The 24,062-nt window shown below is 45.8% G+C and carries 24 protein-coding genes; 13 read left to right on the top strand and 11 right to left on the bottom strand.

Features of this window, described 5'->3' with window-relative positions:
• Positions 1-235 precede the first annotated feature (235 nt).
• Positions 236-448 (top strand): hypothetical protein, encoded by a 213-nt coding sequence (locus MHI12_RS06005; RefSeq protein ID WP_341010237.1) that lies wholly within the window; start codon positions 236-238, stop codon positions 446-448.
• Between the two features lie 331 nt (positions 449-779).
• Here the strand turns inward: MHI12_RS06005 and queF are convergent, their stop codons facing one another.
• The 6 genes from queF to MHI12_RS06035 all read right to left on the bottom strand — a co-directional run bounded on the left by queF (position 780) and on the right by MHI12_RS06035 (position 4,901).
• Positions 780-1,271: a preQ(1) synthase gene (queF, locus tag MHI12_RS06010; protein WP_036668798.1), complete on the bottom strand. Its 492-nt coding sequence runs from the start codon at positions 1,269-1,271 to the stop codon at positions 780-782.
• A 149-nt stretch (positions 1,272-1,420) separates the two neighbouring features.
• The gene (gene queE, locus MHI12_RS06015) at positions 1,421-2,194 is read right to left on the bottom strand and encodes a 7-carboxy-7-deazaguanine synthase QueE (protein ID WP_405171853.1); all 774 of its coding nucleotides are present in this window, start codon (positions 2,192-2,194) and stop codon (positions 1,421-1,423) included.
• The gene (queD, locus tag MHI12_RS06020; RefSeq protein WP_036611465.1) at positions 2,187-2,678 is read right to left on the bottom strand and encodes a 6-carboxytetrahydropterin synthase QueD; all 492 of its coding nucleotides are present in this window, start codon (positions 2,676-2,678) and stop codon (positions 2,187-2,189) included. Before queD ends, queE begins: the two co-directional genes overlap by 8 nt.
• A complete protein-coding gene (gene queC, locus MHI12_RS06025; protein ID WP_076209865.1) occupies positions 2,675-3,355 on the bottom strand; it encodes a 7-cyano-7-deazaguanine synthase QueC in 681 nt (226 codons plus the stop codon). The genes queD and queC overlap by 4 nt, the downstream gene beginning before the upstream one ends.
• A 367-nt stretch (positions 3,356-3,722) precedes the next feature.
• On the bottom strand, positions 3,723-4,427 hold the full coding sequence (locus MHI12_RS06030) for an AIM24 family protein (RefSeq protein WP_036668803.1): 705 nt from the start codon (positions 4,425-4,427) through the stop codon (positions 3,723-3,725).
• An 18-nt stretch (positions 4,428-4,445) separates the two neighbouring features.
• Entirely contained in the window at positions 4,446-4,901 is a 456-nt protein-coding gene (locus tag MHI12_RS06035; protein WP_036611459.1) for a hypothetical protein, read from the bottom strand.
• A 330-nt stretch (positions 4,902-5,231) separates the two neighbouring features.
• Here MHI12_RS06035 and MHI12_RS06040 point away from each other — a divergent pair, with 330 nt between their 5' ends.
• The 3 genes from MHI12_RS06040 to MHI12_RS06050 all read left to right on the top strand — a co-directional run bounded on the left by MHI12_RS06040 (position 5,232) and on the right by MHI12_RS06050 (position 7,434).
• A complete protein-coding gene (locus MHI12_RS06040; protein WP_017690196.1) occupies positions 5,232-5,399 on the top strand; it encodes a hypothetical protein in 168 nt (55 codons plus the stop codon).
• A gap of 207 nt (positions 5,400-5,606) precedes the next feature.
• Positions 5,607-6,311 carry a hypothetical protein gene (locus MHI12_RS06045; RefSeq protein ID WP_017690195.1) on the top strand — a complete coding sequence of 235 codons (705 nt, stop codon included), beginning with the start codon at positions 5,607-5,609 and terminating at the stop codon, positions 6,309-6,311.
• 151 nt (positions 6,312-6,462) lie between these two features.
• Positions 6,463-7,434 (top strand): helix-turn-helix transcriptional regulator, encoded by a 972-nt coding sequence (locus MHI12_RS06050; protein ID WP_405171854.1) that lies wholly within the window; start codon positions 6,463-6,465, stop codon positions 7,432-7,434.
• A 58-nt stretch (positions 7,435-7,492) separates the two neighbouring features.
• Here the strand turns inward: MHI12_RS06050 and MHI12_RS06055 are convergent, their stop codons facing one another.
• Positions 7,493-8,164, bottom strand: a complete 672-nt coding sequence (locus MHI12_RS06055; RefSeq protein WP_405171855.1) for an exonuclease domain-containing protein — start codon at positions 8,162-8,164, stop codon at positions 7,493-7,495.
• A gap of 396 nt (positions 8,165-8,560) precedes the next feature.
• On the opposite strand from MHI12_RS06055, the gene MHI12_RS06060 reads away from it, so the two are divergent.
• On the top strand, positions 8,561-10,507 hold the full coding sequence (locus MHI12_RS06060) for an FAD-dependent oxidoreductase (RefSeq protein ID WP_405171856.1): 1,947 nt from the start codon (positions 8,561-8,563) through the stop codon (positions 10,505-10,507).
• Between the two features lie 368 nt (positions 10,508-10,875).
• A complete protein-coding gene (locus tag MHI12_RS06065) occupies positions 10,876-12,660 on the top strand; it encodes a proline--tRNA ligase (protein WP_405172944.1) in 1,785 nt (594 codons plus the stop codon).
• Between the two features lie 792 nt (positions 12,661-13,452).
• On the opposite strand, the gene MHI12_RS06070 is transcribed toward MHI12_RS06065, so the two are convergent.
• From MHI12_RS06070 to MHI12_RS06080, 3 genes are all read right to left on the bottom strand, one after another.
• Positions 13,453-15,252: a 5'-nucleotidase C-terminal domain-containing protein gene (locus MHI12_RS06070; protein WP_405171857.1), complete on the bottom strand. Its 1,800-nt coding sequence runs from the start codon at positions 15,250-15,252 to the stop codon at positions 13,453-13,455.
• Positions 15,253-15,424: 172 nt separating this feature from the next.
• Positions 15,425-15,841, bottom strand: a complete 417-nt coding sequence (locus MHI12_RS06075) for an ImmA/IrrE family metallo-endopeptidase (RefSeq protein WP_017690190.1) — start codon at positions 15,839-15,841, stop codon at positions 15,425-15,427.
• Between the two features lie 42 nt (positions 15,842-15,883).
• The gene (locus tag MHI12_RS06080; RefSeq protein ID WP_082219000.1) at positions 15,884-16,327 is read right to left on the bottom strand and encodes a helix-turn-helix domain-containing protein; all 444 of its coding nucleotides are present in this window, start codon (positions 16,325-16,327) and stop codon (positions 15,884-15,886) included.
• Positions 16,328-17,028: 701 nt separating this feature from the next.
• On the opposite strand from MHI12_RS06080, the gene MHI12_RS06085 reads away from it, so the two are divergent.
• The 7 genes from MHI12_RS06085 to MHI12_RS06115 all read left to right on the top strand — a co-directional run bounded on the left by MHI12_RS06085 (position 17,029) and on the right by MHI12_RS06115 (position 23,073).
• Positions 17,029-17,511, top strand: a complete 483-nt coding sequence (locus MHI12_RS06085; RefSeq protein WP_017690187.1) for an ArpU family phage packaging/lysis transcriptional regulator — start codon at positions 17,029-17,031, stop codon at positions 17,509-17,511.
• A gap of 55 nt (positions 17,512-17,566) precedes the next feature.
• Complete coding sequence (locus tag MHI12_RS06090) at positions 17,567-19,279, top strand: GAF domain-containing sensor histidine kinase (protein ID WP_405171858.1); 1,713 nt, start codon at positions 17,567-17,569, stop codon at positions 19,277-19,279.
• Positions 19,280-19,297: 18 nt separating this feature from the next.
• Positions 19,298-20,032 (top strand): response regulator transcription factor, encoded by a 735-nt coding sequence (locus tag MHI12_RS06095; RefSeq protein WP_341010221.1) that lies wholly within the window; start codon positions 19,298-19,300, stop codon positions 20,030-20,032.
• Between the two features lie 188 nt (positions 20,033-20,220).
• Positions 20,221-20,796 (top strand): NADPH-dependent FMN reductase, encoded by a 576-nt coding sequence (locus tag MHI12_RS06100; RefSeq protein WP_076319051.1) that lies wholly within the window; start codon positions 20,221-20,223, stop codon positions 20,794-20,796.
• Between the two features lie 47 nt (positions 20,797-20,843).
• The gene (locus tag MHI12_RS06105; RefSeq protein ID WP_405171859.1) at positions 20,844-21,302 is read left to right on the top strand and encodes a VOC family protein; all 459 of its coding nucleotides are present in this window, start codon (positions 20,844-20,846) and stop codon (positions 21,300-21,302) included.
• Positions 21,299-21,934 carry a VOC family protein gene (locus MHI12_RS06110; RefSeq protein WP_341010215.1) on the top strand — a complete coding sequence of 212 codons (636 nt, stop codon included), beginning with the start codon at positions 21,299-21,301 and terminating at the stop codon, positions 21,932-21,934. Before MHI12_RS06105 ends, MHI12_RS06110 begins: the two co-directional genes overlap by 4 nt.
• Before the next feature lie 179 nt (positions 21,935-22,113).
• Positions 22,114-23,073, top strand: a complete 960-nt coding sequence (locus tag MHI12_RS06115) for a hypothetical protein (protein WP_405171860.1) — start codon at positions 22,114-22,116, stop codon at positions 23,071-23,073.
• A 100-nt stretch (positions 23,074-23,173) separates the two neighbouring features.
• Here the strand turns inward: MHI12_RS06115 and MHI12_RS06120 are convergent, their stop codons facing one another.
• A complete protein-coding gene (locus MHI12_RS06120; RefSeq protein ID WP_405171861.1) occupies positions 23,174-23,656 on the bottom strand; it encodes a hypothetical protein in 483 nt (160 codons plus the stop codon).
• Between the last annotated feature and the right edge of the window lie 406 nt (positions 23,657-24,062).

Below are 24,062 nucleotides of genomic sequence, written 5' to 3' on the forward strand. Positions count from 1 at the left end.
GTCGCGGTCACGAGGGATCAGCGCCTGATGTTGTATTCTATGCGTGTAAGCATATTGTTACATAATAGGATAGATTGATAGGACCGACAAGGGGAACAAGGGAAAACGTTGATGAATTCAACTTTATTTCTGAGGTGTTTGTTTCTAACATTACATTTAAAATAAACGTATTACTTTAGCATATACTGTAAGAAGACCCATATTTATGTGTAAGAAGGATAGAGGAGGGATGGATATGAAATCCTTATCACCTTATGAATCCGCCAAACGTGAGTTGGTGATGACTATTTTGTATATGGCTGTAATAACGTTTCAGGCTATATATGTTGCCCCAGCATCTTTGTCTGTGGCTATCGTCATATTTATCATTTTTCAATCGATTGGTGTGCTGATGTTGAGACATTACATTAAAAAAGTCAAAGAACTAAAGGAAGATCAATCTACTTGAATGCACTGCGATCCCACTGCAACGAGACACTGAGTTTCATAAAAGGTGTATACTAAAAAACCGAACTTCTTAAGCTATATAAGCTGAATTAAACATTTACACGATAACGGAGAGGACAGAAAAAACCTGAAAAAGCGAAGCGTTCGCCTTTATCCCCGGATTTTCCCCTTTAGAAAAGGGAATGGAAAAAAATCTGGGGATAACAGCGATTGGAAGGTTGTTCTGTCATCGTAGTGTCAGTGTAAATAATCTTTAGTTCAACTTATTTAGCAGAGTTCGGTTTTTGGCATTCTATGATTCTATTTTATACAGAATGGATGAACCCGACAGTTTAGCGATTATCAATCGTCTCCGGGTACATATCATGGTTCATCATGCGGTGGTCAGCCATCTGTTCGTATTTCGTTCCCGGCTTACCATAGTTAGTATACGGGTCAATGGAGATGCCGCCGCGCGGTGTGAATTTGCCCCATACTTCGATGTAGCGGGGGTCCATCAGCTTGATCAGGTCGTTCATGATGATATTCACACAATCCTCGTGGAAATCACCATGGTTGCGGAAGCTGAACAGGTACAGCTTGAGCGATTTACTCTCGACCATTTTAACATCCGGAATGTAGCTGATATAGATCGTTGCAAAGTCCGGCTGGCCCGTAATCGGGCACAGGCTGGTGAACTCCGGGCAGTTGAATTTCACAAAATAATCGCGGTACGGATGTTTGTTATCAAAGTTCTCCAAGATTCCTGGATCATATTCAAACGTATATTTAACGTTCTGGTTGCCCAGCAACGTCACATCTTGCATTTCATCAGGTTGTCTCATCAGTTATTAAACGCTCCTTGTTTCCGCCAAAGCCCAAAGCCTCGCGGTATATATGAATAGGCAATTTTGCCTGTATAATTCTCTTTTTTGTCTGATGACATATCGTCCTCATCCTTACATCATGCCGCCCATTCCACCCATACTGCCCATCACACGCCGCGTTTGTTGCCCCATACCAACGTATGCAGCTGTGGAAGCACACGAACATCATTCAGGTCATCGGAGGCACTGACTTGGTCAATCAGCCACTCATAACGAGCAAGCAGCGAGGACGCCAGATCTGGCGTATCGGCGGAAGTCACATCCGGGTTCCCGGTTTGTAAAAATAAATCCGTGCCCGGATACCGCGCATGCACACGTCGGGCATAGTCTAGGTCTGTCTCATCGAAGATCACGATCTTCAGACTATGACTTCGTTCTACCGGGCCAGCGGCCAACCGTTCGATCAGATCATCCAGCACGGCCCAATCGGTGTCCATGCCGGAGCTTGGTGGCTTGGGCGAGACGGTGACTTCGTCAATGTCCGCCAGCCAAGGCTGCCAGCGGGAGCCCTGCGTCTCCACCGCGGTGCGGATGTCGTTCTCCCGCAGCAGGGCAACCAATCCGCCCAACGAAGCGAGCAGGGCGGGATTACCGCCGGAGATGGTCACATGGGAGAAACGTGTGCCGCCAACGCGGCGCAATTCTTCCCATACATCCTCCGGCGTAATCATTCGTATCTGGTCCTTGCCACTGCCGTCCCAGGTAAAGGCCGAGTCGCACCAGGAGCAGCGATAATCGCAGCCCGCGGTGCGAACAAACATCGTTTTTTGCCCGATGACCATGCCTTCGCCTTGAACCGTTGGACCAAAAATCTCCATCACCGGAATACGAGCCTCTTTGCGAGATCCCGTCTCATTCACCTGTTGTGTCACACTACTCATCGATCATCCACTCCCGTCTCGCTTCCGCGTAACTGGTGGGTGTCTCGAAGAGTCGGACAAACTCTGTCCGCCCACCATCGGTCAGCCCGGCATAGGGCTCCGTCTGGAGCGCATGTTCCATCTGTTCGAACAGCCAAACGACCATATTTTCAGCCGTTGTATTCATTAAAGGAAGTGTCTCGTTGAGGTACTGATGATCCAGATATCCCTCAATCTGAGTTTTCCATATATCTTTGATATGTCCAAAATCAACCGTCAGCCCGGTTTCACCCGGATAACCGCTGATACCAAAAATAACTTTATACGTATGACCGTGCAGGTTCTTGCACTTGCCTTCATAACAATGCAGGTGATGTGCTGCGTCAAAGGTGAATTCTTTGCTTACAAGCACACGTTTGCGGTGGTAGCGCAGCTGGGTGGGGAGAATATCTTCTCCGATCCGTTGCAGATGCTCTACAATACGGAAAGTTCCCGGTTCTCTCATCGTACATCCACTCCCGCCGATTCAGCAGCAGTACGTTGCTGTACATAACGATCCAATCCGGCTTTGCGCAGTTTGCAAGCGGGGCAATCTCCGCATCCATCGCCGATCACGCCGTTATAACAGGTCAGGGTACGCTCGCGTACATAATCAAAAGCACCGAGATCATCGGCCATCTTCCACGTTTGGGCTTTGTCCAGCCACATGAGCGGGGTATGAATGACAAATGGATAGTCCATCGACAGGTTAAGCGTCACATTCATCGATTTCACAAATGAATCCCGGCAATCCGGGTATCCGCTGAAATCCGTCTCACATACACCTGTAACCAGGTGACGTGCTCCTTTTTGCTTTGCCATAATGGCCGCAAAACTGAGGAACAGCAGATTCCGTCCATCTACAAATGTACTTGGCAGTTCGCCTTCTTCATGCGTAATCTCGACATCCGTGCGAGTGAGTGCATTGGGGGCAAGCTGATTTAATAGACTCATATCGAGTACCGTTTGCTGTACGCCCAGATCACGAGCGATCTCGGCTGCACATTCAATCTCCAGCTTGTGGCGTTGACCATAATCAAACGTAACAACCTCGACTTCGGCAAACTGTTGTTTGGCCCAGAACAGACACGTGGTACTATCCTGACCGCCGCTGAATACAACGACTGCTTTTTCTTCGTTCAACATAAAAAAACCTCTCTATCTTCTTGAGATCAAACCATGCACATAGGCATAGAGTGTCGGAAGAACAGAGAAGTTCATGAACTGGCATCCATCAAAAAACACACCTTCTCGATAACTGCTTCAAAACAAGCAGGCATGAGTAAGTGTCCTTAGTTTTTTACGTACATTCCGTTAAACAAAGTGTACGCAAGACTTATACTGACCATCACATGGTCAAGTCTTATAGAGGGAGTTCGCGAACCTCTCCCATGCCACAGGCATGGATTTTCTTCTTCAATTGTCAGAACCATTATAACATGAAACCGCGTGGTGACCACCCCACTGGAGCATAGTGGCAGCTAATCAGTCGGCTCCACCAACTAACAGCTTATTTGATCAATACATTGCCGAAAGGGATCACTTCTTTCAGAATTCGTTTGAACAGTCCCTCATCGTTGAGATCCTGTTCCAAGCGGTGATTCTCACGACCAGCCTGAAAGAGCACAGATCCATGTCCTGTCATCTTCCAATGATAATTCATATGCTGACTGGCAAGGTTGTTACCATATACGGTGAGTTCAAGATGTGCATTTTCAGGATAGGCAATAATGCTACCAGCATCCACATAGAGTGGCGCTGTTGGGTGAAGTTCCTGTTGGCAGACCTGACCTTGAGTGAGCAATCCGATTTTGCCTTTGCCGGAAAATTTCATTTTCACGGCATCACGGGTGATCAGCATGTTTTTGATTTTCTGAATTTTGGTATGCATGGTTACACCATCAGAGTAGAAGAACAGGTGTCGGAAGTCATAGAGCAGATCACTGTCCTCCGTGAGCTCCACTTCCTTCATCGTGAATCCGGGAGGCAGGGCAGCCACAAATTGGCAAGGTCCGGTGATTTCGGATTTAATCAGCTTTTTTTTGCGATATATGCCCGTGATATTCATGAATTTATCATTGCGACTCCCACTTGGACCGCGGAAGGCCACAATTTGCTGCGGATGCAAAATATGAAGGCGGTCATCTTTAATGAGTGAAAATGTGACGACTTGCCCAGCTCCGCCTGCTTCAGCATTGTTCAAGTGTATGTTCATGCAGTTGCTCCTGTTCTTTTATACTCGGCCGGAACGGCGACGCATTCCCCAGCGCATCACACGAATCAGAACAAAGTAACCCAATATGAGAGAAACGACAGTGATGATCGTCGTCTGAATTCGTTTGGTAGTAGCTGCTTTGGCATTCTGGTCGTCCTGTAATTTACTTACCATTTCAGTGAGTTTCTGGTTCTGAGCCAGCAGTTGTTCGTTCTGGGTCTTAAATGCTTCGACATTGGCTTGGGCTTGTCCCAACTGAGCAGACGTTTGATTTAATTGCTCCATCGTTTGCTTATAACTTTCCTGCAGAGCGTTCACTTCTCCGGGCAATTCGGAGACTCGCTCCCATCCGCTGTATATATCCGTAAAAATATTGGCGCTGGCTGCACTTACTGTCGAAGCGATCGAAACGGTAAATAGAATGCATGTGGTGAATAACACCCGAATGAAATAACCCTGAATGGATTTTGGCATCGTTAACACCTCTTTCTTCGGTTAGATAGATCAATCGCCGAATTCGTCGTCTATTGTTGAAATACGGCTCTTACATTATACGTCAAAACCGGGACGATGGGTTCAAGATGATATCGTTTTATTACCCGAAATATATAAAATTATTTAGGAACAGGGCTGTTTAGCTTACAAATCTGCGGGGTAATAGAACGATAGGCAAGCACACCGGACCGTTTTACAGATCTTTTACTTCAGTTCCGGGTGCATGCTATTCACAAATGCGCAATTTAATGAACGATACCAATATATCCGATTGAATATAAGATCGTGAACATGAAGGAGTAGAAACATATGTACACAACAGATCAGAACACATCAACCAAAACAATCATGATCACTGTGAATGGAGAGCCAGTAGGGCGTAAGCTGGTCATTGACAGTGTCACCTATGCACCGGTAAACGAAGCAGATGGTGTACAATATTTACACAAAATGGGAATTGATCATCCTACTGTTTAATTTGGGACTTGTCATAGATAAGTGATTGATAAGCTTGGCCTAGTGCCAGGCTTTTTCGTCGTTTATTGTCGTATTGAGACGGATTTAGGGATATAAAACTAATATATTGGAAAAATTTAATGAGAACATGTGTTCCGTGACAATATAGTGTCCATTCACCCTGATAACTTAGAAGATAATACATATAAATCGGGGGAGAGACTACCAGTGAACTCAGTCTTTGAAGTATCTTATTCGTGGAATAAAGAGGCCATACCGACAGGGGGAGCCGACCCCGTATATATGATGGTAGAGTGGCGTAACGGTGCCCCTGCCAAAAGACTTAGGAAAATAGCACCCAAAATTGTATCAAGAGATTTGGAACTTTTGCTCAAACCGGAATATGGAGTACAGCTAAAAGGCATTTATGGATGTCGTTCCAAGGAAACGGATATTGGCTGGTTATTGAGACTTGGGGATATGTACAAGGGAGAAAGTAAACAAATTTTGCTTGAATTCGTCATGGGACCCCGTGTATCAGGAAAAGCTGCCGTATGTTCAGCCTACTGGAGCACAAGGAAGTTGAAGCAAAGTCAACGTGTATTGTTACGAAGAGAACAGTTGTATATTCAGTACACCAGTCATCTGGGCATGTTGCGACAGCCGGAAGATCCCAAGGTGGAGAAGACGATCAAATTAAGTGAAACCGTGCCCCTGATCAAACAAGCCCTGCGCGCTTACGAAAGAGGCCGGGTTCAAGAGGGAAGTAATATGTTACGTCGTCATGCTGATGCATTGTTAATTGAAGCTGCGCGGAAGCAAGATCTGGACTATTACGCGGAAGCCGAGATCGTTGAAAAGTTGCGTTATCACTATGAGATAACGTTTACAACAGGATATCATGATCGTGAAAAAAAGATATTAGGGGAATAGGGTTGATTTCAGATGGTAACGGTATAGAGAGAGTCTACATATTTGAAGGTGAAGTTTAGGAGAAGGTCGAATGTATGTATCAATATCATATTAAACAATGGATGGAGTTGTATCAAATTTATTGAAACAACATCGTGGAGGGTCCGGCAAAATGACAGACCGACTAATCCGATTAATGCGCATTATAACGCTGGTGCAGGCCAAGCCGGGCATACTGGCACGTGAGCTCGCCCAGCGATGCGAGACGACGGAAAGGACGATATACCGCGACATGGAGGCCCTCAGTGCAATGCATATCCCGATCGCCAATATGGGACACGGACAAGGGTACATGTTTATCAGCCAGTTTGCCATGTATCCGCTAAATTGGTCTGATGAAGAAGCCCAAGCTTTCATGCATCTTGCTGAAGTTATGGAAAATATTCGTCCTTTGCTGAAACCTGCTTTTGAGAGCGCTTATGAGAAAGTGGTTGCTGCGAGTCAGAAAAACAAAACAGAACGAGTGGAATGGTCGGAGCAAATTAGTGGATTGTTCAAAGCGGGATTGCCCGCATGGCAAAATGAAAACAACGATTCGCAGAATCAATCCCTGATTACCCTGCTTCAGGCTGGCATTTCACAGAACACCATTGAAGGGGAGTATCTGTCTCAAGGTAAAAAAGGGATCGTACGTATAGATCCTTACTGTCTTATCCCTCGTGAATACAGATTTGAGCTGTTAGGGTATTGTCACCTGTCGGAGAAACTTCGAATATTTCAGGTGAGCCGGCTGCAAAGGATACGGATATTGCCACGCACGTTTCGCAAAGAGGATTATCTGATGCAATCGCACTTCCGCATTCCTTGGGCATACGAGGGAAGTACGGAGTGGACTGCGTTCAGAATTCGATTTGCCCCCCATGCTGTGGCGCGTGTGATGCAGGAGCAATTTTTTATACGACCCATCCTAACTATTGAACCGGAAGGTAGCCTGTTATTTGAAGCCATATTAAGTGATGTTGACGAATTTCTTGTATGGATATCTAAATATGGACCTGATGCGGAAATTCTCGAACCGGAGATCTGCCGCATCAAGATGAAAGAACGCCTAAAATATTGGCAACAAATGTACAATAAAAGTTGAGATTAGAATACCACCTAATCCTAAGGCAAAACACGATTAAGTACTGTGCTGTGGACGGTTACTCTTTGGTTTTGAAAAGGCTTGCCAGATTGCCAAAAGGTGATTCTTTCTCTTCATCTTCTGTGGAGCTGGAATAGACAACCTTGGATGTAATGCCTTCATCATCGGCTGCACAGTTGCTTTCCAGCGTGAAACGGTCAAATTGATGCATAAACACCTTGGCTGTATTAATGGCATCATCCAAGGCACGATGCTGGGTACCATCAAATTCAATTCCGCAGATTTCAAGAGCCTGAGCGAGTCCGAGTTGACGGAACTTTCCCTCTTTACGAACGGTGCGGGACCATTGTTGCTGGAGATCGTTATGATTGGTGATCCAGGCCACATCAAGTTGATGGGTGCGACAATGAGAGATCAGTTTGCTGCGGTCATCGGGTCCCCAGGAACACATGTAATAGGGATTACTTCCCATCCAAGCAATGAATTGGTTTAATGCTGCCGGGAAAAGGGGGGCTGCATCAATATCTTTCTGGGTGATACCTGTAAACTGAATCGTGTCAGTGGACAGAACAGACTTATTGGAAGGACGAACATACGTATGGAACGTATCCGTTACGACCAATCCATCTGCACTTTCCGTAACTTTAACGGCACCGATATCAATAATTTCAGAAGAATAGCGAGTATTGCGGCTTACCGTGAATTCAAGATCATATATGATATATGGCATAGGACAAGCTCCTTTATCGATTAATACCTGTGATAGATTTCTATTTCTCTATATTACAGGGAACGTGCTGCCATGTCAGCCATCGCCAGAGAATTCATTGTAGTCAGGATGAACGGACAGTCTGAGTGTTTAATGATCTTTCTAATGCATTTCCGGTTTTGGTAAGTCTTTACTTCGCCAAAAGTGGTCGTTATAATGAGGAAAGTTAGGGACTTTCCTATGTTTTGTTTGTATTTATGGCAACATAAAAGTAGAATTTTACGTCTTATTATCAGAACTTCCTAACACCGTTTGAAGTGTTGGGGAGTTTTTTATTATTTATAGCATACTCATGTAGGAAAACTACTTCACGAGTTAGTATTATTGAATTTCAAGTACATATGGAGGTTTGTTTCTTTGATTAGTAGAAAATTGAAAATAACAGCAATTATAGCTAGTGTGTTTATTGTTTTAATGAGCGCTGCATATGGTGCATTCTATATTTGGAACAAGAATTATAAATTTAATAATAATTATGTATGGCAGCCTTTGGAGGACGTGCAATCTACACTAAACCTGAAAGATTCCTATAACGTTATTGTAGCTGGAACGGATCCGGAAGGTATTACTGCTGCCTTATCGGCTGCTCGTAATGGGATGCGTGTATTGCTGGTGGAAGCAAGAGATCGCAACATGTTGGGAGGATTGTTGACAGAGGGAGGCCTTAATACGCTGGATCTAAATTATTCCCCTGAACAACCGCAGTTATTGAGTAGTTTGCGGCAGCCTGACTTTTTGAACAAAGGCATTTTCCAGGAATGGTTTGACCAGATCGAGGGTAGTTCATTTGATACCAATACAGCGGCTAACATTTTCTATCGGATGGTTCGTTCTGAACCTAATATTGACCTGTTGATGAATGCTAAGGAATTAGTTCCCCTTACTGAACAATCTAAGGGAGATCACACGACAATAACGGGTATGAGCATAACTAAAGAAGATGGAACAACTGTTCAGATCTCAACCCGCTCCATCATTGATGCAACGCAAGATGCGGATATTGCAGCAGCTGCAGGAGTTCCATACTCCATAGGTAGACAAGATATTGGAGATGGTAAATCCAAAATGGTCTCTACGCTTGTATTCAAGTTAAGCGGTGTTACTGATGAGGTATGGCAAAAGTTTAGGGAAAGAGAGGGAACCGGGGTTGATAAGATGAGTGCTTGGGGGTACGGTGATGCTAGAAAATATGAATCCTCCAATCCACAACATATTAAGATTCGCAGTCTGAATATCGGAAGACAAAATGATGATACAATCTTGATTAATACAATGCAAATCTTTGGGGTAGATCCGTTAGATCCGATATCTGTGAAAAAAGGTCTGGAAATCGGGCGTAAAGAAGCCCCACTAATTGTTGATTTTCTGAAGAAAAATTATGATGAATTTGCAGGACTACAATATGCTGGAACAGCGAACGAACTTTACGTGAGGGAATCACGTCATATCTATGGCGAGTACCGATTAACATTAGCTGATGTCATGGAAAATCGTGATCATTGGGATGCCATTGGATACGGCTCATACGATATTGATATTCAGAGCACGAGTGTTGGAAATCCGGGCACGATTATGTTGAGTCCGATTCAATATGGTGTACCTTTTCGCTCGCTTGTACCGCTAAAGGTTGATGGTTTGCTCGTCGTTGGACGTGCAGCAAGTTTTGATACAATCCCACACGGTAGTGCAAGAGTTGTCCCAATGGGAATGGCAGAGGGAGAAGCAGCAGGAGCGGCGGTCAAGCTGGCATATATCCATAAGGAGTCCTTCCGCGAACTCTCAACTTCCGAAGAGCGAGCATCTGAACTACGTAAGATGCTGGAGAATCAGGGGATGGATCTGAAAGTACATCGTTTCGAGCAGCCTGATTATATGGAGCATAAGGATTACAAGGGATTGCTGGCTGCAGCGAGTATGTATATGACTTCAGGCAATTATAATAACGATGGTTGGGAACTGGATAAAGGAATGAATCCAGAACGATTTTTAAGTAAATTGAAAAGAATGCAAGCGATGTTTCCAGAAGCCTACACAAGCAGTGCCGACCAAGCTCTAGCAAATATGGAGAATGCCGTAACCCTACCTTTAACGTTGGATCAGGCTGCGTATATGTTATCTCTTGCAATGGGATCTTCAGAAACGGAAACTTCACCTGGACAGGCACTTGCTCAATTACAAATGCAAAACTTTATAAGTGCCGACACGCTTGCTGGCATTGCTGACAAGAACAATCTTACAAATGGGGATGCGTTTATGCTCATTCGTGATGTAGTAGAGTATTATTCTGGAGTTGTATTCGACTAATTGGTTGACAATTACTTGTAAATGAACTAATGTGGTCAAAAATGATAACAGCGTTATAACGAGGACATGATTGTGCAAGCCAGCTTCAACAGAGAGGGAACAGTGTGGTGCAAGGTTCCTGTAGCTGCTTCATAAATTCCTACCTCGCGAGCTGCGGAAGAGAATGCCCATACAGGGTTGCAACCTCCGCCGGCAGGGCCCGTTATGCCCCGTAGGACTGCATGTTACAGATCGCATAGGTTGCGAAGGGATTAATTTGCAGTTAAATAAGGGTGGTACCACGACACATTCGTCCCTTGACGGATGTGTCTTTTTGCTGTTTATGCGCCGTATTTAATAACAAAAAGGAAGATTAGGAGTGTGTTATGATGCGTCAAAGTGAAATGCTTGTCCCAACATTACGTGAAGCGCCAGCGGAGGCAGATGCAGCAGGACATCGCTGGTTACTGCGTTCCGGTATGATTCGCCAACTTGCTGCGGGAATTTACAGTTACCTGCCCCTTGGACGGCGTATATTGTTAAATGTTGAACGGATCGTTCGTGAAGAGATGGATCGTGCGGGATGTCAGGAAGTGTTACTGCCGATTATGCAGCCTGCGGAGTTGTGGGAAGAATCCGGAAGGTACACACAGTACGGTCCTGAATTAATGCGTCTGAAGGATCGTCATGCACGGGAATTTGCTCTTGGACCAACACATGAGGAAGTCGTAACCGCTCTAGCGCGGGACGAGGTGAGTTCGTATCGCAAGCTGCCATTCACCCTGTACCAGATCGGAACCAAGTTCCGGGATGAGCGCCGTCCTCGATTTGGATTGCTGCGTGGACGTGAGTTCATCATGAAGGATGCGTACTCTTTTGCTTCGGACTGGGAAGAGCTTGATCGGACTTATCAGGCGATGAACACAGCGTACAGTCGCATTCTGGAGCGTTGTGGTTTGGAATATATCCGTGTTGAGGCTGACGCAGGAACGATTGGCGGTCAAGGGGAAACGCACGAGTTCATGGCTCTTGCTGATGTGGGTGAGGACACAATTGTAACCTGCAAACATTGTGGATATGCTGCGAATCTGGAGAAAGCGGATTATCAGACTTCTGGAGATATTGAGAAAAAAGAAGGAAGCTTGGAAGTTCCAGCTGATTCTGCGAGTGCAGACTCCGCGCTTCAAACGGATGAGCATCTAGGAGCGGAAAGTGTAGTACGCATCTCGACACCTGGCGTTCGTACGATCGCAGAGTTAAGCGCCTTTGTAGGCAAAAGTGCTGAACATATGATCAAAACGTTGCTTTATGTGGCGGATGGTCAGCTCGTCGCTGCGCTTGTGCGTGGGGATCATGAATTGAATGACATCGCATTAAAGCAGGTGTTGGGGGTAGAGGAACTGATCCTTGCAGACGATGCAGCCATTGCCGCACATCCAAATCTGAAGGTAGGATTCCTGGGTCCGATTGGACTAAATCTGCCGATGGTAGTGGACGCTGACGTGGCAGTGATGAAGAGTGCAATTACAGGAGCCAATGAAGTGGATGAGCATGTTTCCGGCGTACGCCCAGGCATTGATTTTGCATTGGAGCGAGTAGAACGAATCCGCTTTGCTGCGGAAGGGGATGCTTGTCCAACATGTGGATCACCACTTGTGTTTACCAAAGGCATCGAGGTTGGCCATATTTTCAAATTGGGGACGAAATATAGTGATGCTATGGGCGCTTCATTCCTGGATCGTAATGGTCGCCAGTGTGCGCCAGTCATGGGATGTTACGGCATTGGCGTATCCCGCCTGATGGCCGCTATAGCTGAGCAGTATGCAGGAGATGAGGGCATTCGTTGGCCGGTCGCTGTTGCGCCTTATGATGTGCATCTGATTACAGTAAGTTGGAAGGATGAGCAGCAACGCCAGCTTACCCTTGAACTGGAGCAACAATTGATCGATGGCGGTTACACGGTACTGGTCGATGATCGGGATGAACGTCCGGGTGTGAAATTCAAGGATGCTGAGCTGATCGGATTGCCTGTGCAGATCGTCATTGGCCGAGGAGCAGCAGAAGGACAGGTCGAACTGGGATCACACGCACTTGCAGCAACAGGTGAATCGAAACGAATCGGGTTGACTGCACAGGAAGCTGTGCTTTATGTGAAGGAACAGCTCACTTCCTAAATAAGTTGAACTAATCATTTACACAGAGACGGAGAGGACAGAAAAAACCTGAAAAAGCGAAGCGTTCGCCTTTATCACCGGATTTTTCCCTTGAGAAAAGGGAATCAAAAAAATCTGGGGATAACAGCGATTGGAAGGTTATTCTGTCATCGGAGTGTACGTGTGAACATATCTTTAGTTCAACTTATATAGATCAAGGGGATTCGCTAATTATATGAGTTCATATAATAGTACCGAATATAATGCGGTAGCTGATTTTGATTGCTGAAATTCCAATGTGAGCATGAAAAAGAGGGCTATAGGCATGCATTTTGGTAGGATTTTATGAGTGATATCATACGAAATAACTATATTTGGACATATGTATTTAGTATACACATAATTTTATAATTAAGGGTTTGAAGATGGTCATACTCAGGCGGATTTATGTGCATGTATGCAATGTTGAGAAGACAGAGATGTCGAAATTAAATGTACAATAACCGCATGAACACGGTAATTCCGGAGAGCTTTTATATAGTTCGGTGTGGAAGGCACATGATGAAGTTAGTCCGTAAAGGCCTGGCTGGGATTTATTTTTGCCTCAGATGATTGTCAGGATCAGCAGGATATGTCCACAGGAAATGTTCAAGTATCTGATGTGAATTGATGTTTAAGAACTGAGATACAAAAGGGTGTCCCCTTAACCAGTAATCTGGCTTGGGGGACACCCTTTTGGTTATGACAAGAACAGATTCGTTATTCTGATGCACTATAAGCGATCATGCCTATATGCACTTTGCTTTGCTGAGCTTAAGAAGCTGCAGGCAATTTCAATTGTTGACCTGGATAAATCCAGTGGGGATTTTTGATATTGTTCAGCTTTTGCAATGCCTGCCAAGTTGTGCCGTATTGTTTGGAGATGGAGTACAGGGAATCTCCGGATTTCACAACGTGAAGTTTAGCTGGAGCTGGTTTGCTTGGTGTTGGTTTAGATGGTTTTTCCGGTTTTGGTGTTTCTGGTTTTGGCTTGGTTGGAGCTGGTGTTTCTGTTGCCGGAGTTTCCGGCTCTACTGCAGGTTTTACCGCTTCACTGATCCGACCATCTGTTTTGATGTCTACAGCGCCAAGCTTTTGCATGTAGTTAATCAACGCTTCATCCAACGCGCCGTACATACCTGTTGTAGCATATTTGGCAAACATGGTGTATTCGTCACCACCAACAGCTGTGAAATCATTGGTTGCCAGTGTATATGTTGCTTCCGGATCAAGGGCTTTATCGCCCACGGTTACGGAATGTACACGGCTACCTTCAGCAGCGGAAGTGTCTATTTTGAACTTGATACCAGATACTTGCGGGAATCCACCGCTTGGTTCCGGATAGGAAGCTACACCGACTTCAAGGGCTGCCAGAATATCGGACCCTTTCACTTCAAGAGTTACCACTTGATTACCAAAAGGAAGCACTGTGATGATATCACCTTTGGTTACGATCCCTTTTTCGATGGAAGCACGGATACCACCACCGTTAGTCAGTGCAATATCGGCTTTGCTGACATCACGAATGGCATCTGCAAGCAAGTCACCCAGGTTAGTTTCTCCTGCACGTACCTGTTCACGTTTACCATCCAGCAGAATAGCTGTATTGGCTACTTCTTCTTTCAAGATAGGTTCTTGTTCTTTTTGAATGGAGTTTACGAGAGTCGCGACTTTCTCATTTGGTTTGATGTCTTTTGCTTCAGTTTCATCAATTAATGTTGCTTGTTTCTTCGTTACTTTACCACCATCTACCCACAGATCGATGACACCTACGTAGTTAGTGTATTCTCCTGCACTTGCAATCAATGTTCCGTTATCGGATACAAGGCCATCTTGCAGTACAGTGTGGCTGTGACCATCGATGAATACATCGATGCCAGGAACTTCTTTAACAACTTTAAAGCTAGTATCCGTGCTGGATGCATCTTGTCCAAGGTGTCCCAATACCACAACAACATCTACTTTGCTGCGGATTTCGTTTACCAGAACTTTGGCTTCCGCAGATGGATCTGTAATATCAAGACCTTCTACGTTTTTAGGATTCGTTTTATACAACGTTTCCGGTGTAGTCAAAGCGATGATACCAATCTTCACGCCATCCACCTCTTTAATGAGGTAAGGATCGAAGAGACGTGTTCCGTCTTTTTTCTTCACGTTGGCACTCAGCATGGGGAAGTTCATCATGTCTGCCAGTTCGATCAGGCGATCCGAACCATAGTTGAATTCGTGGTTACCCGGTACGATGGCCTGGTATCCCATTTCATTCATGACCTTCACGATGCTCTCACCATTCACAAGAGTGGCAAATGTTGTACCATGTACAGCATCTCCAGCATCTAGCAAGAGTGTGTTCGGGTTTTCGCTACGATATTTGTCAGCGATTCCAGCTACTTTGGCAAAACCCATAGCAGGTGAAGATTCAACTGCACGGGCATGCGTATCATTCGTATGTAGAATGGTAATGTGTTTACCTGTGCCCGGAGTGGTATCCGTTGCAGCTGCGGCAATACCTACACTGCCAAACAGCAAACAGACCGTTAGCAGAAGTGAAACGTAATTCTTCCAGATTTTCATATGAATCCGAAACCTCCCATAATAATAATCTACTTGAGCGTTTACACAGCTCAAATAGTATTTTAACAGACTATTATTAGGAAATCTCGCGAATTACGTAAAAATAAGTAACCTGAAAGTGACATGTAAATCGGCTGTTGGAAAATATAATCTTCGGAAAGAACGTATGTTCTTAAAGAGTGTAAAAAAAATGCTGCGCTTCACGCGGCAGTCCGGTACGCAAACAAAATTTCTCCAAAGATTCATCCGGTTCAGGCATCACTCCGGAGGTCAGCAATTGAATGGCAAAACGGTTAGCCTGTCTTTCCAGCTTGCCTGGAGCAAAATAGGAATGTTCCTCCAGAAAGAATCGATTAATCCCTTTATGAAGTCGGTCGTGTCCAAGCTCATGTGCGCACACGAACCGTTGCCATTCCGGCGGCAAATCATTGTGTATGACGATAAACCTGCGCCGGAGCTTGCGAAAGTACAGTCCCTTGGTGGACTTCCCCAAATTGGTGAAACGAATCTGTATTCCAACCGCGCGGGCAATGCTGAACGGGCAGTTGGTCCGGTGTTTTCGAATCAGCTTTGTTACGATGTCATCCATATGATCTCACCTGCTGCCTCATTAAATTCAGTGGGTCATGCCTCATGGGCGATTGTCCGATTCGTCTGTCTTTTTGCGTTTGTTCATCTGTTTGGCTTCCCAGAACAGACCTGTCAGTACATCCTTGATTCGTTTCTTGTCCTCTTCATCGAGTGGAATGCCGTCAAACATCAGATCATCATCGTCCTCCAGCATCTTTTTGAAATCACGACGGTCTTTGTATGTAGCCCATTCCGGTACGTCCTGAAGTTCAGCAGCACTCCCTGGTTCAATATAACCAGCCTGCTTCATCATCTCTGTATAGGGCACCGAGAGTGCATCTGAAATCTTGCGGATCGTCGCTGGTTTTGGCACACCCCGGACCCCATTCTCAATACGTGAAATTTGTGAATTGCTTATTCCGGCTGCTTCGGCGAGCTGATTGATGCTGTATCCCTGTTGCTCGCGCAGTTGTTTCATATAAGGACCAAAAGCGTGCTCCACAATTATGCCAACTCCTTCGATTCGTACAAGTGCTTGAATTATAAATTAAGAGAGCTCGTGCTGCACAGATCACTCCGATGACAGAACAACCTTCCGATCGCTGTTATCCCCGAATTTCCTGAATGTATATCTTCATAGGTGGAATTTCGGTGATAAAGGCGAACGCTTCGCTTCTTCAGGTTCTTTCTGTCCTCTCCGTTAACGTGCATATCTAATCCTAATCTTAACTTATAAAAGTCAAATGACTTATACGGAAGTTCATTAATTAAACAGTACTATAACGTATATATACCATTAGGTAAAGAGATATGAAACAATTATGCCAAAAGGCATAGGAAATGAGAGCGAAGGTTTTATTTTATCGTCAAAACGAACCAAAATGAAGGTTTACTCCGATCTCCAGAAAGTGGTATCCTCAAATAGAAATACGAACACTATACGAACAAAATGTAACAGTGACACAGGTTGAATGTTAGAAATGACTCTTTGAAGAAGGTAATTCCCCGGATTATACCGATTTGGAGTAATTCCAAAAGGCAACAGCGGGAAATTGAAGACATGTCGTTATTTATTTAGGAAACTGGACAACTCTATGAATAAGAGCGTTTTTCCATCGTGCAAAGAATGATGGCAAAACAACATGACGTGAACGATAGAGTGAGAGATATGAATGGAATAAAAAATATTAAAGGAGGAAGATAAATATGGAATTGATGCTGCCCGAATTGGACCGACGCAAAACGCAAACAGCTGTTGAAGCTGCGCTGGAAAAATACCGAATCTATAAAACCATTGCATTTGAAGAACGAGAGGTTATGGTGACGGCAAGTTACGCCGAGCGTTTCCACGGTGCAACCAATGTGACGGGGGATTCCACGGCGAGAACGGCAATCTACAATGTGGACGTGCAGCGCGCGCGTCAGGCATATTGCGATACGATTGATTTTGTTGTTTCCCGGCTGAGTGAAAAGGAACGTGTACTCGTCTGTGAACGATATCTGAAAGACGATGATGTGTTTGACTATAAAGTGTATAACCATGTGTTTGATCCACCTGTCAGCAAGGATACGTATACGAAGATTCGTACACGTGCTTTCTACAAAATGGCGCTGGCTCTGTCAGATCGAGGTCTGATTAATATGGAGCCTTTGTCTGTGTCCCGCAAAGAGCGACAGAAGCTGGGCTGAGTGAGCGATTGAAGAAGTTGATCCTTTAATATCCAGGGTGGATTGGTTACAATAGTTGAACAAACCACAGTTGGCATCAGCCAAAGGAGAGAAGTCTGCCATGTCGGAAGAAGTCGGAATGCAGGAAATGATCACGTTGAAGACAATCGCGGAAACGCTCAATACGTCCAATGATCTGAACTTAATGCTGGATACCGTTGTCGGCAAATTACTGGAGTTGACCGGATTAACGGCAGGTTGGATGTTTCTGATTAATGAACGTGGAGAATACACCTGTGTTTCGGATTACAATCTGCCCCCGGCATTACTGCGTGAAGATAAAGAGCCCATGCGAACGGGTACCTGCTGGTGTGTGAACCGCTTTAAGGATGGTCAACTCAATCATGCGGTCAACATCATTAACTGTAAACGGCTGGAGAATGCCCTAGAATTCCAATGGGGAGATACCCATAATATTACCCACCATGCAACCGTCCCGTTAAGGTCAGGTGAGAAGATGCTCGGCCTGCTCAACGTGGCTGCGCCAGCCAAGGAACATTTCAGTGACAGTGAACTGGCGCTGTTACAGGGCGTGGCGTACCAGATTGGTAGTGCGGTAGAGCGGATGAGATTGTATCGTGCGGAGCAGCGACGAGCTGATCTGTATGCCAAGTTGGGGGAGTTCAGCACGGCTTTGGGTCTTGCAGTGAACGAATGCAGCAATTCGGATGCTTTTTCTTTAAAAGTTGTACAGCTGCTTGGGCAGCATTATGATTGGCCTTTTGCTACAACTATTCAGCAGAAAAACGGAATGTTCGTTGTGCAGGCAGCCTATGCAAATGATACGGTTCGAACGTTATCAAGTACTCCGTTATCTTCAGAAGTGACGAGCCACATTAACCATATAATAAATTGTCATCGTGTAACATCTCTGTCTGCAATAGAGATCGCTGAGATATTTACCCTGTGCGAGCCTGACCAGACTATGAATTCCATTGCCTCGGGAATTGCTGCCCCCCTTCCGTACCATACGCCAGGGGAAACAGGAATTCTGGTGATCGGAATAGGAACATCAGGTCCTGCGCAGGCGGACCGTGAGGTGCTGGAGGCATTGGCCGAACATATTGCGGCCTCATGGGAGAGTCTGAAGCTGGCGGAGAATCGCCGCGAACTTGCACGAATGGAAGAGAGAAACCGGTTGGCTCGCGATCTGCATGATTCGGTTAATCAGATTTTATTTTCACTATCGTTAACGGCTAAAGGCGCGGAAAGTATGTTATCCGGCTCCGAGCAGTTGCACCCGGCAGCGGAAGCGATGAAGGATATTCGGGCTTTGTCTCAGGAGGCTCTCAAGGAAATGCGCGCATTGATTATGCAGCTCCGCCCCGCGGGACTGGAAGCAGGGCTGCTCCATGCGCTACAGGAATACGGCACCAGCCAGGGGCTTCAAGTGGTGATGAATCGGACGGGAATGAGGTCTTTACCGCGTAATATAGAAGAAGCATTGTGGAGAATCGGACAGGAAGCGCTGAATAATGTACGGAAACACGCGGATGTTCCTTCTGCTGAGGTCACCCTCAAGTTAAGTGATCATGAAGTGGTATTCACCGTCACAGATCAGGGAAAAGGTGGTGCGAACAGGCCAAAAGCGTCGTCTGGAAGCTCCCTTGGCCTGTCCATTATGAAGGAACGGGCTCAATCGCTCGGGGGCAGTTTAGAAATAGTGAGTTCTTCCCGCAAGGGGACAACAGTAACGGCAGTCATTCCACTTCCGTTCGAATCTGTATAAAGTCAGGGGGAAGAAGAGATGCCGATTACGATTTTGCTCGCAGATGATCATGCGATGGTGAGACGGGGGTTGCACGTTTTTTTGACCACACAGCAAGACATGGAGGTTGTTGGTGAAGCATCGAACGGGCAGGAAGCACTGGCGCAGGCGGAAGCGTTAAAACCTGACGTGGTATTAATGGATCTGCATATGCCGGTCATGGACGGAATTGAAACAGCAAGACGATTGCGTGCATTAATGCCAGAAACGCGAATTATTGTGCTCACATCGTTTTCGGATCAGGATCATGTCGTTCCTGCTGTGCGTGCAGGGGTGAAAGGATATCTACTCAAGGATATTGAACCGGAGGATCTGGCTGTGGCCATTCGCAATGTGCATGCAGGTCAGGTAGAATTGCATCCCGCCGCAGCAGGTCAATTGATGCATGTGATGGCTTCATCCGATTGGTCTATAAATGAACAGCAACCACAGCATGTAGCGACAGATCAGACAGCAGACAGTCAACATCAGGAGCCAAAGCAGGTTGGAAAATCAAACGAAGCATCCCTAGGTGGTCTGGATATGCTCACTCGCCGTGAACAAGAGGTTTTGGGGCTGATTGCTCAAGGATTGAGCAACAAGGAAATTGCAGTCCAATTGGTCATCACCGAAAAAACGGTCAAAACCCATGTCAGTCATCTGCTCGACAAACTGGGGCTGGCGGATCGGACACAAGCGGCTCTTCATGCCGTAAGAAATGGCTGGGTCGTCTGACCAATTCCGACATATGTTCATACTTAAGTCGTATAAACTCAACCTAAAGGTTGAGTTTTTTGGTATTTCAAGTTAAGTCTATCTGCTGACGATTTGGATGCAAAAGAAAGGTAAGATAAGAGTAGAAATAACAGATCGGTTGAAACATGAAAGTTTGAATTATTAAAAAACCAAGGAGAGTGACATGAATGAATATTGTTATTTTGGCAGGAAGCAATCGGAACAATGCAACCAGTACACGTCTGGGAGAGTATGCTGTGGAGATTATTCGAGGTCAGGGACATCAGGCCAGCCTGTTTGATCTGTATCAGACGCCACTCCCATTCTACGCACCAGATGAAAAACAAGCGGATCATGAACATCTGGCAGACCTGAACACACGCATGCTCGCGGCTGATGCGATCATCCTGTCTACACCAGAGTATCACGGCAGTATTAGCGGTGTGCTCAAAAATGCACTGGATCACCTGAGTCAGGCTCATTTCAGCGGCAAGACCGTCCTGTCCATCAGCTCCTCTGGCGGAGCGGTGGGGGTAAGTTCGCTTTTACAACTGCAAGCGATTGTTCGCAATCTGCATGGCATCAATGCCCAGGAGTGGATATCCATTGGGGGTGCGCAGCGCAGACGATTCGAAGCGACATTTGACGGATACGAGGAGTACGAAGGGAGTCAAGATATAGAGGACCGGGTGCAGCGGGTCATTGGATCGTTTTTAAATCTGGCCCAGACGTTAACGAATGCGCGGAATTCTACCATGAGTTGAGAACCAAGGAAGATGAAAAATCGGAAAAGGAAAAGAGGTTGAGCATTATGATTAAAGGCATATTTGAAACACATTTGAACGTGACGGATCTGGAGAGATCCCATCATTTCTATGAAACGGTCCTGGATTTACCTCATGCCTACGGGCAGAAAGAACGTGGGAACTCCTTCTACTGGATTGGTGGAAAAGGCAATGCCATGCTGGGATTGTGGCAAAAGGAACCCTCCGAGGTGCAGCGTCAGCACTTTGCTTTTCATGTATCTCTGGAGGATATGAAACATGCGGTGGCTCACTTGGAGAACAAAGGAATCAAGACACAGAACTTCCTGAATGATGATATCGGTGAACTGTACGTCTTCGGCTGGATGCCTGCGGTATCAGTATATTTTAACGATCCGGATGGTCATTTGCTTGAATTCATCGCCATGCTCCCGGATGAAGCGAAGCCTGAACTTGGCATGGTGCCGTGGAGTCAGTGGGAGGAGATGCAGGAGAAGACCGTATGATGATTGAAGAATTACAGTTATATACAACACGGTTGGAGGACCTCAAGCATTTTTATCGTGATACGTTGGGAATGGAGGTGTCCAATGCGACAGATCAGGCCTTCAACCTGCAGGTTGGAAGTACAAAGATGATTTTTAAACCGTGTGAAACAGATCATGAGCCCTTTTATCATGTTGCCTGGTCGATTCCGACGAATCGGTTCAAGGAAGCGAAGCAGTGGGCTGCATCACGTGTTGTTTTAAGCAGAGAAGGAGATCGGGATGAGACGTACTCTACTAACTGGAACTCACATTCTCTCTATTTCGAAGATCCAGCAGGCAATATTATTGAGCTGATTGCTCATCATCGTATGCAGAACGAGAGTGACCATGACTTCTCGACTCAAGATATATTACAGGTGTGTGAGGTTGGCCTGGTGACGGAGGATGTTTTGTCTACGGTGAATGAGCTTCAGCGGATTGGACTCACGCGCTGGGGTGAGGTTAGTGATACCTTTGCTCCTGTAGGAGATGTACATGGTTTATTTATTGTGGTGAAGAAGGATCGGACATGGTTTTTCTCTACGCAGAAAGCAGAGATCTATCCGTTGGAAGTATCCATCCGTGGCGTGGGCAAGCTTCGAATTGGCTAAACTTTGCATTCCGGGGCAAAACGGGCATATGTGGAGCAGTTCCATCATGTTATAGAAGTAAACGCTTTATTTATTAATTAGGATATATAAGTTGAACTAAATTTACACGATAACGGAGAGGACAGATCTTAGTTCAACTTATATAGTTTTTCTGATGGGTTTACATATGATGAAGGGTGGTGGCAAGCTTGGATCGACGTTTGTTGGAAGATGGACTAGCGATTATCGTTTCCAGTCGGGAACGTACAGGAGATCTGTGGCACGCCCATTATGGGGCGGGTGCGATTGCGGCATATTTTTGGTTACGGGAAAATCGTCTCACTGCCCTTGCCGCCGGCAGTGTTACGGCCGAAGCAAAAGCCATGCTTCGCCAGCATGGAATCAGCCCTGGTCAGACCTCTCCGATTGGTGAAATGATGCCCAGGGAAGATGCCGAAGCGCGTATTACGGACGCATTGTATCGAACGATTGGAGAGCTGCACTGGGTTGGACACCAGGCCATCTACGGGGCAATCAGTCTGAAGGCCATTCGCGAACTGGATGGATGGGGTACTGCCGAGGATATTGGTCGGCTGGTTGAACTGATCGATTCATTCGATCGAACTATCCCAGGAAGATCCTGGATGAATACGACCGTCAAAGAAATTCGCAGTCTCAAACCGGAAAAGAGCGATGGTTTCCCTGAGATCGAAGATCCAACACAGTTGTCACGCCTGATTCTGGATGAGCTTGGTGCGTTCCAGACCATATATCACGCGGAAGCACATCATGATCTAATTGGTCATATGCTCACCTACGGACATGCGCTTAACATATTATATGAATTGGGTTATCCGGCATTATTCCACAAAGGCATTCCGCCTTTCCTTACCATGGTGAAGGCACTACGCTTAAGCCGAGATGTGAATATTGAACAGGAGATGCCGACATTGCAATCACCCGTAGACCTGCTGCCACTGGAGCGGGCTGAACGATCAGTGGCGCTCCCTCATGAACTGGAATATTGGCTCACCGATAGACGCTCTCGTGACTGGTACGGAGGCCATGTATTCAAATTTCCGTTCAGTTTCTATCATCATGCCAAGAACGGGGAGCCCGTACCGGAAACATGGGAGAATTTTCGTTATATCATCGCGTGAGATAAAACATACATTTCAGAAGGGGTGTCCGACATGACGGACACCCCTTCTAGGCATTATTCTGGTCTACCGAATTGTAGGGTAGGCATCCTGTACCTTTTTAACGGGGCCAAATTTCAAGGATAAAAAGGATCAGCATGACTCTGGACACCAGCATGTATGGTGATTTTCGTACGGGCTGACGCGCTGCCCATATTCCCCAGGAACTCATAAGTGCAATACTCCCCCAGAACATCCATAAGGAGATGCCTTCTGGCGTAAATAAAAAGGACAGTTTGGGCAGTCCCCTGTTGCCAGCCCCAAGAAGAACAGTGGTCATATAGACGAGGATAAGGAAAAACAACTCGAAGAGCAGGGTTTGCAGCCAGAAATAATAGATGTTGAACACTCGTAGCATGATGACTGTGATCAGGATAAACAGGATACCAACGGATAAGAATGTTGCCGCGGTCCATCCAATGAGAGATGTTGTTACAACATCTGTTTCCTGATATAAGATGTACATCGCCAACGCATACATAGCGGGACCCGCCATATAACTGGTGACAGCAATCCAAAGATAGAAGAAATATCTCTTTTTCATGGTCATATCCATCCTTTATTGTTCGTAGGATTTGAAAGCTACTTATGTCATATAAACATCATCAGGATGGGTTTGGTTGGACTATCAATAGGAGTTTCTCTCGAGAAATCGACAATTGTCCGCCCCGGACACGACTACATTCAGGCGTAATTCATCCCGTTTACCATCAGCGCGAGTGGGAAAAGGCGGTAAGATGGTATTATCGGATCAGCAGCAAGGAAGACACACCGACAGCTCATACGCTAAAGTATAGACCGGCCAGGGGGCCGGTTTTTAATTCGGTGATTGCATCCTTGCCCTGATCGGGTATTAAAGACTAGATATATAAGTTGAACTAACGATTTACACGAGAACGAAGAGGACAGAAATAACCTGAAGAAGCGGAGCTAAAAGCTTTCTACAAGAA

The organism is Paenibacillus sp. FSL H8-0280 (assembly GCF_045040665.1).
GTDB lineage: Bacteria > Bacillota > Bacilli > Paenibacillales > Paenibacillaceae > Paenibacillus > Paenibacillus xylanexedens_A.

Coding starts and splice junctions, on each gene's coding strand:
- MHI12_RS06005 (WP_341010237.1), top strand. CDS start 236: ATGAAATCCTTATCACCTTATGAATCCGCCAAACGTGAGTTGGTGATG.
- MHI12_RS06110 (WP_341010215.1), top strand. CDS start 21,299: ATGATGATTGAAGAATTACAGTTATATACAACACGGTTGGAGGACCTC.
- MHI12_RS06120 (WP_405171861.1), bottom strand. CDS start 23,656: ATGAAAAAGAGATATTTCTTCTATCTTTGGATTGCTGTCACCAGTTAT.
- MHI12_RS06085 (WP_017690187.1), top strand. CDS start 17,029: ATGGAATTGATGCTGCCCGAATTGGACCGACGCAAAACGCAAACAGCT.
- queF (WP_036668798.1), bottom strand. CDS start 1,271: ATGAGACAACCTGATGAAATGCAAGATGTGACGTTGCTGGGCAACCAG.
- MHI12_RS06100 (WP_076319051.1), top strand. CDS start 20,221: ATGAATATTGTTATTTTGGCAGGAAGCAATCGGAACAATGCAACCAGT.
- MHI12_RS06095 (WP_341010221.1), top strand. CDS start 19,298: ATGCCGATTACGATTTTGCTCGCAGATGATCATGCGATGGTGAGACGG.
- MHI12_RS06070 (WP_405171857.1), bottom strand. CDS start 15,252: ATGAAAATCTGGAAGAATTACGTTTCACTTCTGCTAACGGTCTGTTTG.
- MHI12_RS06105 (WP_405171859.1), top strand. CDS start 20,844: ATGATTAAAGGCATATTTGAAACACATTTGAACGTGACGGATCTGGAG.
- queE (WP_405171853.1), bottom strand. CDS start 2,194: ATGAGTAGTGTGACACAACAGGTGAATGAGACGGGATCTCGCAAAGAG.
- queD (WP_036611465.1), bottom strand. CDS start 2,678: ATGAGAGAACCGGGAACTTTCCGTATTGTAGAGCATCTGCAACGGATC.
- MHI12_RS06030 (WP_036668803.1), bottom strand. CDS start 4,427: ATGAACATACACTTGAACAATGCTGAAGCAGGCGGAGCTGGGCAAGTC.
- MHI12_RS06055 (WP_405171855.1), bottom strand. CDS start 8,164: ATGCCATATATCATATATGATCTTGAATTCACGGTAAGCCGCAATACT.
- MHI12_RS06050 (WP_405171854.1), top strand. CDS start 6,463: ATGACAGACCGACTAATCCGATTAATGCGCATTATAACGCTGGTGCAG.
- MHI12_RS06075 (WP_017690190.1), bottom strand. CDS start 15,841: ATGGATGACATCGTAACAAAGCTGATTCGAAAACACCGGACCAACTGC.
- MHI12_RS06035 (WP_036611459.1), bottom strand. CDS start 4,901: ATGCCAAAATCCATTCAGGGTTATTTCATTCGGGTGTTATTCACCACA.
- MHI12_RS06065 (WP_405172944.1), top strand. CDS start 10,876: ATGCGTCAAAGTGAAATGCTTGTCCCAACATTACGTGAAGCGCCAGCG.
- MHI12_RS06040 (WP_017690196.1), top strand. CDS start 5,232: ATGTACACAACAGATCAGAACACATCAACCAAAACAATCATGATCACT.